This is a genomic window from Flavobacterium sp. xlx-214, from assembly GCF_013874595.1.
GTDB lineage: Bacteria > Bacteroidota > Bacteroidia > Flavobacteriales > Flavobacteriaceae > Flavobacterium.
This window is the reverse complement of record NZ_CP059431.1, coordinates 1-16,943: the sequence shown is the minus strand read 5'-3', so window position 1 is coordinate 16,943 and position 16,943 is coordinate 1. Positions and strand designations below refer to the sequence as shown.

The window sequence follows — 16,943 nt, the reverse complement described above, 5'->3', positions numbered from 1 at the left end:
TTAATGTACTTTTGTAGTTTCAAATTTGCTTTATAACAAAATGCCTCAAGAAATACAATTACAAGTTGCTCCAGAAATTGCCGCTTCCAACCATTTGTTGGTTGATTATGTTGCAAAACTTACACATACTTCTGCTGTAGAAATAGAACATATCTCCATTCTAAAAAGATCAATTGATGCGCGCCAAAAGCAAGTAAAAATCAATTTAAAAATTCAAGTTTTTTTTAAGGATGAAGATGTTGTTCATAGAATAATAAATTTACCTAATTATAAAAATGTTACAACTGCACCCCAAGTAATTGTTGTAGGAGCAGGGCCAGCAGGGTATTTTGCTGCTTTACAGTTAATTGAATTAGGCGTAAAACCAATTGTAATAGAAAGAGGGAAAGATGTTCGTGGACGCCGACGTGATTTAAAAGCAATTAATCGAGATCATATTGTAAATCCAGATTCAAATTATTGTTTTGGTGAGGGTGGCGCAGGAACATATTCTGATGGAAAATTATATACACGTTCAAAAAAACGAGGCGATGTAAACAGAATTTTAGAATTGTTAGTTGGTTTTGGAGCGTCGCAAGATATTTTAGTTGAAGCACATCCGCATATTGGTACTAATAAATTACCAAAAATTATGGAAGATATGCGCTTGAAAATTATAGAATTTGGCGGTGAAGTATTGTTTGATAAACGTGTTGTAGACTTTGTTATAAAAAACAATGCTATAGCAGGTGCTGTTTTGCACACAGGCGAAACGATTGAAGCCAATCAAGTGATTCTTGCAACAGGGCACTCAGCTCGAGATATTTATGAATTATTAGATCGTAAAAAAGTTTTAATCGAAGCAAAACCTTTTGCTTTGGGTGTTCGTGCAGAGCATCCGCAAACGTTAATTGATAGTATTCAGTATTCATGCGATTATCGTGGTGAATTTTTGCCACCAGCACCGTATTCTATCGTTAAGCAGGTAAATGGGCGTGGTATGTATTCGTTTTGTATGTGCCCTGGTGGTGTTATTGCGCCTTGTGCTACCGATGTTGAAGAGGTGGTAACCAATGGTTGGTCACCATCTAAGCGTGATCAAGCAACTGCAAATTCGGGTATTGTGGTAGAGTTAAAGCTAGAAGATTTTAAACCTTATGAAAAACATGGCGCTTTAGCGGGTATGTATTTTCAGAAAGAAATAGAGCATACTGCGTGGAAATTAGCTGGAAAAACGCAACAAGTTCCGGCACAACGAATGGTTGATTTTTCAAATAAAAAAATATCCGACTCTTTACCAAAAACCTCTTATGTACCTGGTGTAGTATCTTCTGAATTAGGAGATGTTTTTCCTAAATTCTTAACGGGAATTATGCGTCAAGGTTTTCAAGAGTTTGGTAAAAGTATGAAAGGTTATTTTACCAATGAGGCTATTTTACACGCACCCGAAAGTAGAACATCATCACCAGTGCGTATTCCTCGTAGTGATGATACTTTAGAACATTTACAAATTAAAGGCTTGTATCCTTGTGGCGAAGGTGCAGGTTATGCAGGCGGAATTATTTCTGCAGCTATTGATGGTGAAAAATGTGCCATTAAATGTGCCGAACAAATTTTTGGATATAGAAATTAAGATATAATAAAAGGATAGTTTTAACAAGTATTATAGGTCTATTGTCTTCAAATGTTGTCTTTTTAGGACAATAAAGATATTTTGTGTATCTTGTAATAAATTATAAAAACAAGATTATGAGATTAATAAATACTTTTTTAATAGTTGTATTTTTTTTCTTTTTTAATAGTTTAAATGCGCAGATAATTTACTATGAAAATTTTGAAAATTTTACACTTGGCAATGTAAGTACTTCTTCTGATGGACAAACAGCTGGGCAAGGTGGCTGGTACACTTATTCACAGTGGACATATCAAAACAATACGCCATATAGTTATTTGTTTCAAATACAAAACGAAGTCGCAAAAGGCAAAGTAATTACAATGGCACCATATCCATATCCTTATTCAATAGGAAATACTTCTATTAGGAAAGAACTTAATACCGAAATAACCAACCGAACGATTGGAAATGATGTTCTTAAATTAGAAGTAGATTTTTATACAGGGCAGCAAGCTAATCCGTTAAGTAGTTCTGTTGATTTTGGCTTAGGTAGAATTTTTGATGTTAACAATTCTGCTACAAATGTAATTGCGGGCTTTAATTTTGATAATAATACAGGAGAATTAAAGGGAACTCATCATGATGAAACGGGGACTCCATTACCAAAAGTATATCAATCTCCCCTTGGAAACAATAATCAAGCTTTAATAGTACCTTTTAATACGTGGGTGCGTTGCGTGGTTTACGCAGATTATATTAATAATAAAGTAGTTTATGAAATACCTTCTTTAAATGTTTTTGTAGAAAAATCTTTTTTTGTAAATGTACCGTATCCAACAAATAAATTAAATCATTTAGCAGATTCATTTTTTGCACATGTAAAGTTAGTAGAACAAACGAATGTTACATTACCAACCTATAAATTTGATAATATAAAAGTTACAGCTCTTAATAAAGTTTTAAGTACTCAAGAAGTTTTATCTAGTCATTTTAATTTATATCCCAACCCGGCAACAGATATAGTTACCATTACTTCAAATGAAAATATTGATGTTACGGATATAAAAATTTATGATTTAACAGGTAAACTAATTAGTACTCAGTATAATAATAATGAAAAAATAATACAACTAAATGTAACGGGATTAGTAACAGGAACCTATCTATTGCATTTACAAACAAACAAAGGTGTAGCAATTAAAAAAATGATTAAAAAATAAATGTTTTAGTCAATCTAATTTGATTGTTTTTTTAAATAGATTTAAGTTTGTATCATCATAACCTCACAGATTTTTAAAAACCTGTGAGGTTTAATATATAATTGATCATATTAGATGGAGTTAAAATTAAATCGACCAATTTGTTTCTTCGATTTAGAAACAACCGGAATTGACGTAGCAAAAGATCGTATTGTTGAAATATCAATATTAAAAATTTTTCCAAACGGAAACAAAGAAAGTAAAACGTGGTTGGTAAATCCTACCATAAATATTTCTGCGCAATCTACAGCTGTGCATGGTATTACCAATGAAAAAGTAGCTAATGAGCCCACTTTTAAAGAGTTAGCTCCACACGTGTACAATATGATTAAGGATGCGGATTTGGCTGGATATAATTCAGACCGTTTTGATATTCCTTTATTGGCAGAAGAATTATTACGTGCCGATGTTGATTTTGATATGAAAAACAGAGTTTCGGTGGATGTACAAACTATTTTTCATAAAAAAGAAGAGCGTACATTAAGTGCTGCTTTAAAATTTTATTGCAATCAGTCGTTAGAAAATGCCCATTCGGCAGCAGCTGATACCGAAGCTACCTATGAAATTTTAAAAGCGCAATTAGACCGTTATGAAGATTTAGAAAACGATATGAAAGCGTTATCAGAATATACTACTCGTAAAAAATCGGTTGATTTTGCAGGATTTATCGCTTTAAACGATAAAGGACAAGAGATTTTTACCTTCGGTAAACATAAAGGTGCTTTGGTTGATGATGTTTTAGATCGTGAACCAGGTTATTTTGGATGGATTCAAAACGCTGATTTTCCTTTGTACACAAAAAAAGTGTTAACAGGACTTAAATTACGTAAATTAACCAATAAGTTTTAAGATGAAAATTATTTGTGTTGGCAGAAATTACATCGATCATATCAATGAATTATCCAATCAAAAGCTTGATGAACCTGTAGTTTTCTTAAAATCAGATACTTCTATTTTGTTAAAAGGTTTTCCGTTTGTAATTCCTGAATTTTCCAATGATGTACATCACGAAGTAGAAGTTTTGATTAAAATTAATAAGGTGGGTAAATACATCAGTCCAAAATTTGCACATAAATATTACAACCAAATTGGTTTGGGGATTGATTTTACTGCCAGAGATGTTCAAGCAAAGCTTAAAGCAAAAGGTTTACCTTGGGAAATTTCTAAAAGTTTTGACGGCGCTACTGTTTTGGGTGATTTTGTTGATAAAGAACAATTTTCTGATCTTCAAAACCTTTCTTTTCAATTAAGTAAGAACGGCGAGGTGGTTCAAAGTGGAAATACTCAAGATATGCTTTGGAAAATTGATGAATTAATTTCCTACGTTTCACAATATTTTACTTTAAAAATTGGCGATATCATTTTTACAGGAACTCCTGCAGGCGTTGCCAAAGTAAATAGTGGTGATGAACTAGAGGGTTTTCTTGAAGATAAAAAAATGTTTGGTATAAAAGTACTGTAATGAAAGCGGTTATTGTAACTATTGGCGACGAGTTATTAATTGGTCAAGTAATTGATACCAATAGTGTTTTTATTGCACAACAATTAGAATATATTGGATGTAAAATTGTTGAAAAAGTGGCAATTTCTGATACAAAAGAAGCTATTTTAGAAACGTTACAACGCTATCAAAATCAAGTCGATTTAGTTGTAATGACAGGCGGTTTAGGTCCAACAAAAGACGATGTTACCAAGAAAACATTAGTTGATTATTTTAAGGATGTATTGATTCGGAATGAAGAAGTGTATCAACACGTTAAAAAATTAATAGAAGGATATTACAATAAACCTATTTCGGAAATTAATGCGCAACAAGCCGATGTTCCTTCCAAAGCAAAAGTACTTTTTAACGAGGTTGGTACAGCACCTGGCATGTTATTGGTTAATGAGCAAACAACTTTTGTATCGTTACCTGGCGTGCCTTTTGAAATGAAGTTTTTGATTACCGAAAAATTACTTCCATATATAAAAGAGCATTTTGTGTTAGAAAATATTTACCATCATACAGTGGTTACAGCTGGGGTAGGAGAAAGTTTATTAGCCGAAATGATTGAAAACTGGGAGAATTCTTTAGCAGATGATGCAATATCGTTAGCGTATTTACCACAATTAGGATCAGTCCGTTTACGATTGTCCAAAATAGGAAAGCAAGATGAGGATGTTTCTCAAGTTGTGAAAAATCAAGTCGAAAAATTAAAAAAATTAATCCCTGATTATATTATTTCAGAAGACGATTCAGTACAATTAATTGATGCGGTTATTGAGGAATTGATACAACAAAAAGTGACTATTTCGTTTGCAGAAAGTTGCACAGGCGGACTTTTTACACAGAAGTTTGCTGAAAAAGAAGGTGCTTCAAGATATTTAAAAGGAGGTGCAGTTACGTATGCTACCGAATCTAAAGTAGCTGTTTTAGGAGTTTCTCAACAAACCATTAATGATTTTTCAGTGGTAAGCGAAGAAGTTGCTAAAGAAATGGCTTTGGGTGCGCAGCGTATCTATCAATCAACTCATGCCATTGCAACAACAGGTAATGCAGGTCCGTCAAAAGGCGATGCTGATAAGGAGGTAGGTACAGTTTGTATTGCAATTGCTACAGAAGAAGGTGTTTTTGCTAAAACATTTCAGTTAGGACAACCTCGAAATAAGGTCATAGAGCAGGCAATTCAAAAAGGTTTACTGTTAATTTACAAAGAATTAAAAAAGAGTAAATAAAATTTGGTTCAAAAAAATAAAATGTGTTACTTTGCACTCTGATTTTTAAAAGTAAGAAATAATGTCAAGAGTTTGTCAAATTACAGGAAAGCGCGCGATGGTTGGGAACAACGTGTCACACGCTATGAACAAAACTAAGAGAAAGTTTTCTGTTAACTTAGTGAAAAAGCGTTTCTACATCGCTGAAGAAGACAGATGGGTAACTTTAAAAGTATCTACATCTGCATTAAAAACAATTAACAAAAAAGGTATTGCTGCAGTTTTAAAAGAAGCTAAAGCAAACGGATTATTAAAATAATTCAGTTCACCATTAAATTTTTATCACAATGGCAAAGAAAGCAAAAGGAAATAGAATTCAAGTAATTTTAGAATGTACTGAGCATAAAGCAACTGGATTACCAGGTACATCACGTTATATTACAACAAAAAACAAAAAAAATACTCCAGATAGAATGGAAATTAAAAAATTCAACCCTATCTTAAAAAGAGTAACTGTTCATAAAGAAATTAAATAATTTTAGTTAGTCATGGCAAAGAAAACCGTAGCAACATTACAAGGAGCATCTAAAAAATTAACCAAAGCTATTAAAATGGTTAAATCTCCAAAAACAGGCGCTTACACGTTCGTAGAAGCAGTTATGGCTCCTGAATTAGTTGATGAGTTCTTAAAAAAGAAATAAGCATTCAACAAAAAAACATCAAAAGCTATCTAATTTATTAGGTAGCTTTTTTTATTTTCTACAAGTACATTTGTTAATAAATAATTCAAATTAATATCTGTATATTTGTTGTTTAAAAATGTATACTTATGAGTTTTTTTAAGCGTTTATTTTCATCAGAAAAGAAAGAAACACTTGATAAAGGTCTTGAAAAATCTAAATCGTCTTTTTTTGATAAATTAACCAAAGCGGTCGCAGGTAAATCAAAAGTTGATGATGATGTTTTAGATGATTTAGAAGATGTTTTAATTACTTCGGATGTTGGTGTAAATACCACATTAAAAATCATTGACCGTATTGAAAAACGCGTTTCTGAAGACAAATATGTTGGAACAGACGAGTTAAATAAAATTTTACGCGAAGAAATTTCGAGTTTATTATCTGAAACCAAATCAGGCGAAGCTACTGAGTTTGAAATTCCAAAAGATAAAAAACCATACGTAATTATGGTAGTTGGCGTAAATGGCGTAGGTAAAACCACAACTATTGGTAAATTGGCGTATCAGTTTAAAAAAGCTGGTCACAATGTGGTTTTAGGAGCTGCTGATACTTTTAGAGCTGCAGCTATTGATCAATTGCAAATTTGGGCAGATCGTGTAAATGTGCCTATTGTAAAACAGCAAATGGGGGCTGATCCGGCATCTGTTGCTTTTGATACGTTAGAGTCTGCTGTGGCGCAAAATGCCGATGTGGTTATTATTGATACCGCTGGGCGTTTGCATAATAAGGTAGGTTTAATGAACGAGCTTACAAAGGTAAAACGCGTAATGCAAAAAGTTATTGGCGATGCACCACATGATGTAATGTTGGTTTTAGATGGCTCTACTGGACAAAATGCTTTTGAGCAAGCCAAACAATTTACTGCTGCAACCGAAGTTTCATCATTAGCTGTAACAAAGTTAGATGGTACTGCAAAAGGCGGTGTTGTAATTGGTATTTCTGATCAATTTCAAATTCCTGTAAAATACATTGGAGTAGGTGAAGGAATTGAAGATTTACAAGTGTTTAATAAGTACGAATTTGTAGATTCATTTTTTAAATAATGAAAAAGAGTTTAAGTTTAGCAAGTGTTCTTCTTTTAGTTGCGTGTTCTAAACCCATTGCAGCAGATGATTTAAAACATTTGAATGGTTATTGGGAAATTAGTCAAGCAAAATCAGCCGATGGTGATGCAAAAGAATTTCAATCAAATAACAATATGGATTATTTTGTTTTGAATGGATTAAAAGGAACTCGTAGCAAAGTGGTGCCTCAATTAGATGGAAAAAAAACATCGAATGGTATTCAGGAAAACTTTGTGATTTTAGACTCTGCCAATGCAACCTATTTAAAATATCAAACACAATATTCTAAATGGGTCGAAAAAATTGAGAAACTAACCGAAACCGAATTGGTTGTTCTCAATACAAACGATATAAAATATACCTACAAAAGAGCCACACCTATTACAATCAATGAATAATAAAAAGTTTAATCCTTACAAACGTTCTCATGAGCAATCTTCTGTACAAGATGTATTAGGAAAGATGATTCAAGGGTATAATTTAGATAAAGGAATTGATAAAGTAAATGTTAGGGAAGCTTGGATTCGTTTATTAGGACCAGGAATTGCAACCTATACTTTGCAGGTTGAATTGCGAAAATCGACCTTATTTGTTGCTTTAACGTCTGATGTTTTAAGAGAAGAATTAAGCTATGGTTTAGATAAAATAATCAAAATGATTAACGAAGATTTAGGTAAAGAAATAGTCACAAAAATAATATTAAGATAAACTCATAAATTCTATGAGTTTTTTTTATTTTGTTATGATTTAATTTGTATATTCGATTAAAATACAAAACATTATGAAAAGAAAAATACTTTTAGCAGCCGTTTTATTAGCATCATCTTTCTCTTTTGCACAAAAGTTTGAGAACAGAGCATCGTTTTGGATTAAGCCTGATAAAACGCAAAATAGCAAGCAAACGTTAAACAAAAATGCTTCTATTAATGGCAATGTAAAACAATCGTTAACAACAGAAATAGGTTCGGGTAATTCAAACTTCTATGTGGTTTTTAAATCTGAAGATGGTGTTGAAAAAGATTTGTTAAATTTTACTTTTACATGTTACCAACACACTGTAACTACGCATAATATTAATTATAACGACCCAAAAACAATTGATCAAAAGCGCAGAACAGGTGCTATTGTGAAATATGGTTTTAATTATCCTAATGCAAGTGGCGACAAGAATTTTGTAACTGTAAGCGATAAGCAAAACGATTTAACAGATGTTTACGAAGTTATTTATGTAAACGATGCTTTTACCGATTTAGATCATCAGCAAGTACAAACCTACTTATCATTAAAATACGGAATTTCGTTAATAAATGATGGTAATTATGTAGATGCTAACGGAATATCAATTTGGAATAATCAATTAAATAAAACGTACAACCAATTTATTACAGGTGTTGGTAGAAGCGATTATTTTGGATTGAATAAATTACAAACGAGCAATTCTGTTGATAAACGTTTAGAAATTTCAAGCAATGGTTTTGCTAATAATGAATATTTGTTAATTGGTACCAATAATGAAAAACAATCGTTTACAAATACAAACGATGCTGAAATTTTAGATGCTTCATGGTTGGTGCAAACAAATGCAAAAGCAAACTTAAGTACGTTGAAGTTTAATTTGGATAATTTAAAAAGCACAGGCGTATATGAATTGGTTTTAAACGCTTCGTCTAATTTTGAAAATGCAGCAAATAATACACGTTTTCAAGGAAAGGTAGAAGGAAATCAATTGGTTTTTGAAAATGTAATGTTTGATGCTGATGGAAGTGGATCAGATACATTTACTATTTCGTATGCTACAAAAGCAAAAGAAACTACCAAACCTGAAATTGTTAATAAAACAGAAGTAAATGCGTATCCAAACCCAACAAATATCAATGAAAATGTTACGGTTGCTTACAATTTTGCAAAACCAACTAATTTAAATATTCATGTATTTACAGTAGATGGTAAGTTTATTAAAAAACAAGAAGTAACCAATAGTACTAGCTATCAATTTGAAACATCGTTTAGTGCTTCAGGTGTTTACTTAATTGTTTCAACCTATGACGGACAAGTAACAACAAGTAGAATTGTAGTTAAATAATAAGTTCTTAAAAACACTCTTTCAAAAAAAGAGTGTTTTTTTATTATCAATAAAATGGGTACATTTGATTTTCTTATAAAAATAAAATGATTACCGAAGAACAAGTTGTTTTAGTAAACGAAAAAGATGAACCTATTGGTTTAATGCCAAAAATGCAAGCGCATCAAGAGGCTTTGTTGCACAGAGCATTTTCTGTTTTTATATTAAATGATAAAAATGAGGTAATGTTGCAGCAACGTGCAGCTCATAAATATCATTCGCCAATGTTATGGACCAATACATGTTGTAGTCATCAACGTGATGGTGAAAGTAACATAGCAGCAGGTCAGCGCCGTTTACAAGAAGAAATGGGTTTTTCAGTTCCCTTAAAAGAGTTGTTTTCATTCATCTACAAAGCACCTTTTGATAATGGTTTAACAGAGCATGAGTATGATCATGTACTTGTTGGATATTCAAATAATGCTCCCGAAATTAATCTTGATGAAGTAGCATCTTGGAAATGGATGTCTATTGAAAGTATAAAAGAGGATATGAAAAAACAACCAGCAGTTTATACGGAGTGGTTTAAAATTATTTTTGATCAGTTTTATCATTTCATTGAATCTCAAAAGAAATAAGAATGAGAGTTACTGTTTGCAGAAAAGCGCATTTTAATGCTGCGCATCGTTTGTATCGAAAAGATTGGTCTGATGAAAAAAACCAAAACGTTTTTGGTAAATGCAACAATCCTAACTTTCACGGTCATAATTATGAGTTAATTGTTGAGGTAACAGGTACTGTTGACCCAGAAACAGGTTATGTGATTGATATCAAAGATTTAAGCGATTTAATTTATAATGAAGTAGAATTGCCTTTTGATCATAAAAACTTAAACTTAGATGTAACTGAATTTGCCGATTTAAATCCTACAGCAGAGCATATTGCGTATGTTATTTGGCATAAATTAAGAAAACAATTGCCTGTAAAACTTGATTTGGAAATTACTTTGTACGAAACCCCAAGAAATTTTGTAAAGTATTGCGGTTTATGATTTTTTTAAACAAAATCTGTTAATAAAATTCGTAAATTGCCGACTTAATTTCAGCGCAAAGCATTCAAACTTGAATTCAAAAATAAAACATATAAATAAATCTTTAAATACAAGTGAATTTGTTAGTTATCCACTTCATTTTCAGCCTATTCTTAAGGATCGTATTTGGGGAGGAACTAAACTAACTACTTTAGGTAAAAATTTACCAAGCAATACTATTGGCGAAAGTTGGGAAATTTCCATGATAGATAATGATGTAAATATTGCTACATCGGGTATTTATCAAGGACAAACAATAGCCGATTTGGTACATTTATTTCCAGAAGAAATTTTAGGAAAGAAAGTGTATGCAAAATATGGAAATCAATTTCCGTTGCTTTTTAAGTTTTTAGATGCTAAAACCGATTTGTCTATACAATTACATCCTAATGACGAGTTAGCTAAAAAACGCCACAATACTTTTGGTAAAACCGAAATGTGGTATATTATGCAGGCTGATGAGAATGCACGCATTATTTTAGGTTTTGAAAAAGATAGTTCTGCTGATGAATATTTGCAACATTTAGCAAACAAAACACTTCCTACTGTTTTAAAAGAGTATTATGTAAAAAAAGGGGATGTCTTTTTTATTGAAACAGGTACTATTCATGCTATTGGTGGCGGTATTTTGTTAGCAGAAATTCAACAAACATCAGATATTACGTATCGTGTGTACGATTGGGATAGGGTAGATGATCAAGGAAATGAACGTGAATTACATGTTGATTTGGCATTAGATGCTATTAATTACGAAAGTAAAGATCCAAAAATCAACTATACAAAAGATAATAATCAAGCTAATAATTTAGTTGATTGTCCGTTTTTTACAACAAACTACCTTCCCTTAACAACAACTTATAACGTTAATAAAACAGACGATTATTTTTTGGTGTACATTTGTACCGAGGGTGATTTTTGTTTATTCATTAATGACGAGCAGTTTTCTTTTAAAGAAGGAGATACTGTTTTAGTACCCGCAAAATGTACCCAATTTAAAATAGAAGGAAAAGCAACACTTTTAGAAGTATATATTAATTTATAATAATAGAAATTATGGCAAACGTTAGAAATTTAAAAAAAGATATCAATTTTGTATTAGGAGATATTATTGAGGCAGTATACATTTGGGAAATGTCTACAGCAGGAAAACCAACAGATCAATCTCAAGGAATTATCGACGAAGCTATTGAAAAATTTGATTCTTTAATTGCAAGAGTTAACGATAAAAAGGTTGAGAATAAAAAAGCACACTTTAAAGGAATTTATTCAGATTTAGAAGGAACTGCTAATCAATTAGTTGAAAAAATCAATTCTTTATAATAAAAAAAAGTAAAAAAAAATTTACGGAACACCTTGCAAATACCAAAAACAGCAGTATATTTGCAACCGTAAATGAGTCGCCTCTGTAGCTCAGCTGGCTAGAGCAGCTGATTTGTAATCAGCAGGTCGTGGGTTCGAGTCCCTCCAGAGGCTCAAGTTCTTTAACAAATTGAAAATCTTAAAATATAGTTGCCTCTGTAGCTCAGCTGGCTAGAGCAGCTGATTTGTAATCAGCAGGTCGTGGGTTCGAGTCCCTCTAGAGGCTCTAGATTTTCAATTTGATAGAATACATTTACTGCCTCTGTAGCTCAGCTGGCTAGAGCAGCTGATTTGTAATCAGCAGGTCGTGGGTTCGAGTCCCTCTAGAGGCTCTCAGTAAATTGAAAACTCCTAAGATTTCTTAGGAGTTTTTTGTTTTTATTTAGTTTTCTTCTTTCTGGCCCATCATCATTAAATAAGCTTTTAGAAAAGGATCTAATCCACCATTCATAACGCTGTCAACATCGCTTGTTTCAAATTGTGTTCTTACATCTTTTACTAATTTGTAAGGATGCATCACATAATTTCTAATTTGCGAACCCCATTCAATTTTCATTTTATTGGCTTCAATTTCATCGCGCTTTGCTTGTCGTTTTTTTAATTCAATCTCATACAATTGCGATTTAAGTAATTGCATAGCTTTTGTTTTATTGTCAAGCTGTGAACGTGTTTCTGAGTTTTCAATAATAATACCTGAAGGGTGGTGGCGTAAACGCACTGCTGTTTCTACTTTATTTACGTTTTGCCCACCAGCACCCGATGAACGCATTGTTTCCCACGAAATATCAGACGGGTTGATGTCTATTTCAATAGTATCATCAGCTAACGGATAAACATAAACCGAAGCAAATGACGTGTGGCGCTTTGCGTTACTATCAAACGGAGAAATACGTACCAAACGATGTACACCGTTTTCGCCTTTTAAGTAACCAAAAGAATATTCGCCTTCAAACTCTAGAGTAACCGTTTTAATACCAGCAACATCGCCTTCTTGAAAATTCAATTCTTTAATTTTGTAACCGTTTTTTTCGCCCCACATTAAATACATACGCATTAACATAGCTGCCCAATCACAACTTTCGGTACCACCTGCACCAGCTGTAATTTGTAAAACAGCACTCATGCTGTCGCCTTCATCAGATAACATGTTTTTAAACTCTAGGTCTTCAATAATTTCAAGCGTTGCTTCAAATTGTAATTGAACCTCTTCTTCGGTTGCATCCCCTTCGTTAAAAAACTCCATTAAAATCTGTAATTCTTCTAATTTTGAAGCGCCACTTTCATATCCTTCAACCCATTTCTTTTTAGAACGAATGTTTCGAACAATGATTTCGGCTTCTTTTGCGTTGTTCCAAAAGTCAGGCGCAAACGTTTTTTCTTCTTCGTTTTGAATTTCAATCAATTTATGATCGATGTCAAAGATACCTCCTTAACGCACCAAGGCGATCAATAAGACCTTTTATTTGATCTGTTGTAACCATTTTTAGTATGATTTTTGTTATATTGGTAAATGTACTGCTATCTTAAATAATAAAAAAATGAAACTATTTAAACTGTTAATCTATGTGTTGTTTTTTGGTTTTGTGAGTTGTGTTGCTCAATCGAAAACAGATGCAATTGATAAAGGAACAACTAAAGTTGAAAACGGAAAAATAACGCTTTCTAATCCTGATTTGGAGTATGAAGTAATTATTATGGATACTGGTTTTGAGCGCTGGTTTACAACAAATAGAAAGCCTAAAGGATATTATGATTTAACTTTTTTAGAAACTAAAAACCGTAGATGGATACAAGAGTGGAACGCCCGAGCTATGCGTATGAATAGTAAAATAGAATATACCATTGATTATAATAATCAAACCAGATATGGTTATGAAGTAAATTATATGTTGTATCATTATTTGTTGTATTTTCAACAAGTTAATAATTTAAAGTTAGACTAAATTATTACTATCTTTGCTTGATTTTAATACAACATGAAAATGGCTTCTTTAAAAGAAAAATGGGGGATAACATCTAACTTTCAATTCATTATAATATTAATTGTTTTTGCTATAACCGGAAGTACTTCTGCTTATATTACACGACCTGTTTTAGAGTTAATTGGTATTACAAAAGATAGTTTGCATCCGTTAATTTATTGGCCGTTATCACTAATTTTAATTTTGCCTGTTTACAAAGTATTGTTGATTATTATTGGAACAGTTTTCTTTCAACATACCTTTTTCTGGAATTTTGTTAAAAAGATGCTTATCCGTATGCGGTTAGGCTTTTTATATGGAATAAAAAAATAAGCGAAACTTTAAGTTTCGCTTATTTTTTATGAATAATAAAAATACACGGACGTTTGTGTAAATCAATTTTATGTTTTTTCCAAAAACTAACAGGTTTTGTTAGCATAACTTCAGTTGGTAAGGTTAAATCACAAGCTACACATATTAATGTGCTAGGTTGTAATATTTGTACCATTTCCTCTATTAATTGATTGTTTCGGTAAGGTGTTTCAATAAAAATTTGAGATTGGTCTCTTTCAAACGACCATTTTTCTAAATTTTTTAACATCGTTTTTTTTTCGCCTTTGTCAATAGGAAGATAGCCGTTAAAAGTAAACGATTGACCGTTCATTCCTGAACCCATTAACGAAAGTAGAATAGAAGATGGTCCTACAAGCGGAACTACCTTAATGCCTTTTTCGTGTGCCATAGCAACAATTACGGCACCAGGATCGGCAACACCTGGGCAACCTGCATCACTCATTAATCCCATGTTTTTACCGTCTAACAAAGGTTGAATAAACGTTTTTAATTCTTTAGCATCGGTATGTTTGTTTAATTCAAACAAATTCAATGTCGACTGCACCTTTTCAGGATAAATAGCCTTTATAAATTTACGCGCTACTTTACTGTTTTCAACCACATAGTCATCAAGCAATGAAACAGCACGTGCAACTGTTGCTGGTAAAACATCTGTAGCAGGAGATTCGTCTCCTAACATTACCGGAATTAAATATAAGGTACCTAATGGTGTCATAGTTATAAATGTAAAAAAAACGCTTAGTAAGCGTTTTCAATTTTTTCTTTTATTTTATTGCAAGCTTCGTTTAGCATTTGGTAAACATTTTCAAAACCTTGATTGCCGCCATAGTAAGGATCAGGTACTTCTAAATCTTTTCCCGGATTACTTTCGTTTAAAATTAATTCAACTTTTTCAATGTAATCTGGTGAAGGAGCCAATCTGCATACATTTACGTAATTGCTTTTATCCATTACATAAATTTTATCAAATGCATCAAAATCTTCTACTAAAAATAAGCGCGCACGTTGATCGGTTAAATCAATACCGTATTTTTTTGCAACAGCTATTGATCGTTTATCGGGTAACTCGCCAGAATGCCAAGCACCAGTGCCAGCAGAATCTACAAAAATAGTTGAATTAGTAAACTTTGATTTTAAAATACCTTCTGCCAAAGGCGATCGACAAATGTTTCCTAAACAAACCATTAAAATCTTTGTCATTACATCGATAATTTTTTGTTGATGTCTTCGAAATGTGCTTTAAATTCTTTATCGGTTTCTAATAAATTGTCAACCGTTTTGCAAGCGTGTAAAACCGTTGCGTGGTCACGATCGCCAATTTGCGAACCAATATTTGCTAAAGACGATTTAGTGTATTTTTTAGCAAAAAACATAGCTAATTGTCTGGCTTGTACAATGTTGCGCTTTCTTGATTTAGAACATAAAGTTTCAATATCTAATTCAAAATAATCAGAAACAATTTTTTGAATGTAATCAATCGAAATTTCTTTGCGAACATTCTTAACAAACTTTTCAATAACATTTTTAGCTAACTCAATGGTAACTTCTTTTTTATTGAATGATGATTGTGCAATTAACGAAATAATAGCGCCTTCTAATTCACGAACGTTTGTTTTAACGTGTTTTGCAACATATTCAATAACGTCGTTTGGCATTTCAACACCATCACGGTATAAAATATTTTTTAAGATGTTTACACGAGTTTCAAAATCGGGATGCATGATTTCCGCCGATAATCCCCATTTGAAACGAGATAATAAACGTTGCTCAATATCTTGCATATCAACAGGTGCTTTATCCGAAGTTAAAATTACCTGTTTTCCGTTTTGATGTAAATAGTTAAAAATATGGAAGAATACATCTTGTGTACCCGATTTTCCTGATAAAAACTGAATATCATCTACAATTAACACATCAATTAATTGATAAAAATAAATGAAATCGTTTCTTGTTTGCTTTCTAACCGAATCTACATATTGTTGTGTAAAAACTTCGGCAGAAATATATAAAACTGTTTTTTCAGGATGCTTTTCTTTAATTTCTACACCAATAGCGTGTGCTAAGTGTGTTTTACCCAAACCAACACCGCCATAAACCAATAAAGGGTTAAAAGCTGTACCACCCGGTTTGTTTGCTACAGCCATACCTGCACTACGTGCCAAACGGTTTGATTCGCCTTCTAGGAAATTATCAAAACTGTAATTTGAATTTAATTGCGATTCAATTTTTACATTTCGAATACCTGGAATAACAAACGGATTTTTTAATTCAGGATTTTTTTGCTGAACCGGAACATCCAGTTCTTGCGTTTTAACAGGTTCTCTCTGTGTACTAGGTAATTGCTCGGTAAACGGTTGTTTCGCTCCCGAAGTATTTTCCATTTTAATTTTATACAATAACTTTGCTTTAGGACCAAGCTCCTTTGTTAGTGCAGATTTTAGTACCTTTACATAATGTTCTTCTAACCATTCGTAGAAGAATTTACTAGGAACTTGAATATACAAAGCATTTTCAGTTAACTCAATAGCCTCAATTGGTTCAAACCAAGTTTTGAACGCCTGGTCGCCAATGTTGTCTTGTATGAATTGTAGACAACGATTCCAAACAGATATTGCGGTTTCTTGTGTATAGTCAAGCATTTTTTTAGAGATAATAATGTTAATCATGATGTGTTTTAAAGAGTTACATAAAACACATTTACATTTACAAATATGTGAATAAAAATCATCAAAAAAAATGATTTTACTATTTGATTTTTAGAAATAA

22 protein-coding genes and 3 tRNA genes are annotated in these 16,943 nt (G+C 32.2%); 21 read left to right on the top strand and 4 right to left on the bottom strand.

Annotated features, from left to right (window positions below):
• The first annotated feature begins 40 nt into the window (after positions 1–40).
• The 19 genes from H1R17_RS00125 to H1R17_RS00035 all read left to right on the top strand — a co-directional run bounded on the left by H1R17_RS00125 (position 41) and on the right by H1R17_RS00035 (position 12,194).
• Entirely contained in the window at positions 41–1,612 is a 1,572-nt protein-coding gene (locus H1R17_RS00125; RefSeq protein WP_163430552.1) for an NAD(P)/FAD-dependent oxidoreductase, read from the top strand.
• A 116-nt stretch (positions 1,613–1,728) separates the two neighbouring features.
• Complete coding sequence (locus H1R17_RS00120; protein WP_163430553.1) at positions 1,729–2,814, top strand: T9SS type A sorting domain-containing protein; 1,086 nt, start codon at positions 1,729–1,731, stop codon at positions 2,812–2,814.
• Positions 2,815–2,928: 114 nt separating this feature from the next.
• A complete protein-coding gene (locus H1R17_RS00115; RefSeq protein ID WP_163430555.1) occupies positions 2,929–3,702 on the top strand; it encodes a 3'-5' exonuclease in 774 nt (257 codons plus the stop codon).
• Position 3,703: 1 nt separating this feature from the next.
• Positions 3,704–4,315, top strand: a complete 612-nt coding sequence (locus H1R17_RS00110; RefSeq protein WP_163430557.1) for a fumarylacetoacetate hydrolase family protein — start codon at positions 3,704–3,706, stop codon at positions 4,313–4,315.
• Positions 4,315–5,568, top strand: coding sequence for a CinA family nicotinamide mononucleotide deamidase-related protein (locus H1R17_RS00105; protein WP_163430559.1), 1,254 nt, complete (start codon positions 4,315–4,317; stop codon positions 5,566–5,568). Before H1R17_RS00110 ends, H1R17_RS00105 begins: the two co-directional genes overlap by 1 nt.
• Before the next feature lie 61 nt (positions 5,569–5,629).
• On the top strand, positions 5,630–5,866 hold the full coding sequence (gene rpmB, locus H1R17_RS00100; protein WP_091095089.1) for a 50S ribosomal protein L28: 237 nt from the start codon (positions 5,630–5,632) through the stop codon (positions 5,864–5,866).
• 28 nt (positions 5,867–5,894) lie between these two features.
• The gene (gene rpmG / locus H1R17_RS00095; protein ID WP_091095086.1) at positions 5,895–6,083 is read left to right on the top strand and encodes a 50S ribosomal protein L33; all 189 of its coding nucleotides are present in this window, start codon (positions 5,895–5,897) and stop codon (positions 6,081–6,083) included.
• 12 nt (positions 6,084–6,095) lie between these two features.
• Positions 6,096–6,248: a DUF4295 domain-containing protein gene (locus H1R17_RS00090; RefSeq protein ID WP_163430561.1), complete on the top strand. Its 153-nt coding sequence runs from the start codon at positions 6,096–6,098 to the stop codon at positions 6,246–6,248.
• Positions 6,249–6,376: 128 nt separating this feature from the next.
• Positions 6,377–7,330: a signal recognition particle-docking protein FtsY gene (ftsY, locus tag H1R17_RS00085; protein WP_163430563.1), complete on the top strand. Its 954-nt coding sequence runs from the start codon at positions 6,377–6,379 to the stop codon at positions 7,328–7,330.
• On the top strand, positions 7,330–7,749 hold the full coding sequence (locus H1R17_RS00080) for a hypothetical protein (RefSeq protein WP_163430565.1): 420 nt from the start codon (positions 7,330–7,332) through the stop codon (positions 7,747–7,749). The genes ftsY and H1R17_RS00080 overlap by 1 nt, the downstream gene beginning before the upstream one ends.
• Positions 7,742–8,059, top strand: a complete 318-nt coding sequence (locus H1R17_RS00075) for a DUF721 domain-containing protein (RefSeq protein ID WP_163430567.1) — start codon at positions 7,742–7,744, stop codon at positions 8,057–8,059. The genes H1R17_RS00080 and H1R17_RS00075 overlap by 8 nt, the downstream gene beginning before the upstream one ends.
• A 73-nt stretch (positions 8,060–8,132) precedes the next feature.
• Complete coding sequence (locus H1R17_RS00070; RefSeq protein ID WP_163430569.1) at positions 8,133–9,434, top strand: T9SS type A sorting domain-containing protein; 1,302 nt, start codon at positions 8,133–8,135, stop codon at positions 9,432–9,434.
• An 89-nt stretch (positions 9,435–9,523) separates the two neighbouring features.
• Positions 9,524–10,051: an isopentenyl-diphosphate Delta-isomerase gene (gene idi / locus H1R17_RS00065; protein ID WP_163430943.1), complete on the top strand. Its 528-nt coding sequence runs from the start codon at positions 9,524–9,526 to the stop codon at positions 10,049–10,051.
• 2 nt (positions 10,052–10,053) lie between these two features.
• Positions 10,054–10,464, top strand: a complete 411-nt coding sequence (locus H1R17_RS00060) for a 6-carboxytetrahydropterin synthase (RefSeq protein WP_163430571.1) — start codon at positions 10,054–10,056, stop codon at positions 10,462–10,464.
• 70 nt (positions 10,465–10,534) lie between these two features.
• Complete coding sequence (locus H1R17_RS00055) at positions 10,535–11,545, top strand: type I phosphomannose isomerase catalytic subunit (RefSeq protein WP_220458646.1); 1,011 nt, start codon at positions 10,535–10,537, stop codon at positions 11,543–11,545.
• Positions 11,546–11,556: 11 nt separating this feature from the next.
• Entirely contained in the window at positions 11,557–11,823 is a 267-nt protein-coding gene (locus tag H1R17_RS00050) for a hypothetical protein (RefSeq protein ID WP_163430574.1), read from the top strand.
• Positions 11,824–11,902: 79 nt separating this feature from the next.
• Positions 11,903–11,976 (top strand) — tRNA-Thr (locus tag H1R17_RS00045).
• Positions 11,977–12,014: 38 nt separating this feature from the next.
• A tRNA-Thr gene (locus H1R17_RS00040) sits at positions 12,015–12,088 on the top strand.
• Between the two features lie 32 nt (positions 12,089–12,120).
• Positions 12,121–12,194 (top strand) — tRNA-Thr (locus H1R17_RS00035).
• Between the two features lie 50 nt (positions 12,195–12,244).
• Here H1R17_RS00035 and prfB read toward each other — a convergent pair.
• Positions 12,245–13,343 (bottom strand): peptide chain release factor 2 gene (gene prfB / locus H1R17_RS00030; RefSeq protein WP_163430576.1). Its coding sequence is split into 2 segments (ribosomal slippage): positions 12,245–13,279 and positions 13,281–13,343, totalling 1,098 coding nucleotides; the frame shifts between segments, so codons are not numbered across the junction.
• Between the two features lie 57 nt (positions 13,344–13,400).
• On the opposite strand from prfB, the gene H1R17_RS00025 reads away from it, so the two are divergent.
• Both H1R17_RS00025 and H1R17_RS00020 read left to right on the top strand, forming a co-directional pair.
• Positions 13,401–13,805 (top strand): DUF6146 family protein, encoded by a 405-nt coding sequence (locus H1R17_RS00025; protein ID WP_163430577.1) that lies wholly within the window; start codon positions 13,401–13,403, stop codon positions 13,803–13,805.
• 39 nt (positions 13,806–13,844) lie between these two features.
• On the top strand, positions 13,845–14,156 hold the full coding sequence (locus H1R17_RS00020) for a DUF6787 family protein (protein ID WP_163430578.1): 312 nt from the start codon (positions 13,845–13,847) through the stop codon (positions 14,154–14,156).
• A 19-nt stretch (positions 14,157–14,175) separates the two neighbouring features.
• Here the strand turns inward: H1R17_RS00020 and H1R17_RS00015 are convergent, their stop codons facing one another.
• The 3 genes from H1R17_RS00015 to dnaA are packed head-to-tail and all read right to left on the bottom strand — an operon-like array spanning position 14,176 to position 16,816.
• Positions 14,176–14,892 carry an SAM-dependent methyltransferase gene (locus H1R17_RS00015; RefSeq protein ID WP_163430580.1) on the bottom strand — a complete coding sequence of 239 codons (717 nt, stop codon included), beginning with the start codon at positions 14,890–14,892 and terminating at the stop codon, positions 14,176–14,178.
• A 23-nt stretch (positions 14,893–14,915) separates the two neighbouring features.
• On the bottom strand, positions 14,916–15,377 hold the full coding sequence (locus H1R17_RS00010; protein WP_163430582.1) for a low molecular weight protein-tyrosine-phosphatase: 462 nt from the start codon (positions 15,375–15,377) through the stop codon (positions 14,916–14,918).
• Entirely contained in the window at positions 15,377–16,816 is a 1,440-nt protein-coding gene (gene dnaA, locus H1R17_RS00005; protein ID WP_163430945.1) for a chromosomal replication initiator protein DnaA, read from the bottom strand. Before dnaA ends, H1R17_RS00010 begins: the two co-directional genes overlap by 1 nt.
• Positions 16,817–16,943: the final 127 nt, after the last annotated feature.

Excerpts from the sequence above, each read along its gene's own strand:
- H1R17_RS00015 (WP_163430580.1), bottom strand. The coding sequence starts at position 14,892 with ATGACACCATTAGGTACCTTATATTTAATTCCGGTAATGTTAGGAGAC.
- H1R17_RS00050 (WP_163430574.1), top strand. The coding sequence starts at position 11,557 with ATGGCAAACGTTAGAAATTTAAAAAAAGATATCAATTTTGTATTAGGA.
- H1R17_RS00105 (WP_163430559.1), top strand. The coding sequence starts at position 4,315 with ATGAAAGCGGTTATTGTAACTATTGGCGACGAGTTATTAATTGGTCAA.
- H1R17_RS00060 (WP_163430571.1), top strand. The coding sequence starts at position 10,054 with ATGAGAGTTACTGTTTGCAGAAAAGCGCATTTTAATGCTGCGCATCGT.
- H1R17_RS00075 (WP_163430567.1), top strand. The coding sequence starts at position 7,742 with ATGAATAATAAAAAGTTTAATCCTTACAAACGTTCTCATGAGCAATCT.
- H1R17_RS00020 (WP_163430578.1), top strand. The coding sequence starts at position 13,845 with ATGGCTTCTTTAAAAGAAAAATGGGGGATAACATCTAACTTTCAATTC.
- H1R17_RS00025 (WP_163430577.1), top strand. The coding sequence starts at position 13,401 with ATGAAACTATTTAAACTGTTAATCTATGTGTTGTTTTTTGGTTTTGTG.
- rpmB (WP_091095089.1), top strand. The coding sequence starts at position 5,630 with ATGTCAAGAGTTTGTCAAATTACAGGAAAGCGCGCGATGGTTGGGAAC.
- H1R17_RS00110 (WP_163430557.1), top strand. The coding sequence starts at position 3,704 with ATGAAAATTATTTGTGTTGGCAGAAATTACATCGATCATATCAATGAA.
- ftsY (WP_163430563.1), top strand. The coding sequence starts at position 6,377 with ATGAGTTTTTTTAAGCGTTTATTTTCATCAGAAAAGAAAGAAACACTT.
- H1R17_RS00070 (WP_163430569.1), top strand. The coding sequence starts at position 8,133 with ATGAAAAGAAAAATACTTTTAGCAGCCGTTTTATTAGCATCATCTTTC.
- H1R17_RS00090 (WP_163430561.1), top strand. The coding sequence starts at position 6,096 with ATGGCAAAGAAAACCGTAGCAACATTACAAGGAGCATCTAAAAAATTA.
- H1R17_RS00115 (WP_163430555.1), top strand. The coding sequence starts at position 2,929 with ATGGAGTTAAAATTAAATCGACCAATTTGTTTCTTCGATTTAGAAACA.
- dnaA (WP_163430945.1), bottom strand. The coding sequence starts at position 16,816 with ATGCTTGACTATACACAAGAAACCGCAATATCTGTTTGGAATCGTTGT.
- H1R17_RS00120 (WP_163430553.1), top strand. The coding sequence starts at position 1,729 with ATGAGATTAATAAATACTTTTTTAATAGTTGTATTTTTTTTCTTTTTT.
- rpmG (WP_091095086.1), top strand. The coding sequence starts at position 5,895 with ATGGCAAAGAAAGCAAAAGGAAATAGAATTCAAGTAATTTTAGAATGT.
- H1R17_RS00125 (WP_163430552.1), top strand. The coding sequence starts at position 41 with ATGCCTCAAGAAATACAATTACAAGTTGCTCCAGAAATTGCCGCTTCC.
- H1R17_RS00010 (WP_163430582.1), bottom strand. The coding sequence starts at position 15,377 with ATGACAAAGATTTTAATGGTTTGTTTAGGAAACATTTGTCGATCGCCT.
- H1R17_RS00080 (WP_163430565.1), top strand. The coding sequence starts at position 7,330 with ATGAAAAAGAGTTTAAGTTTAGCAAGTGTTCTTCTTTTAGTTGCGTGT.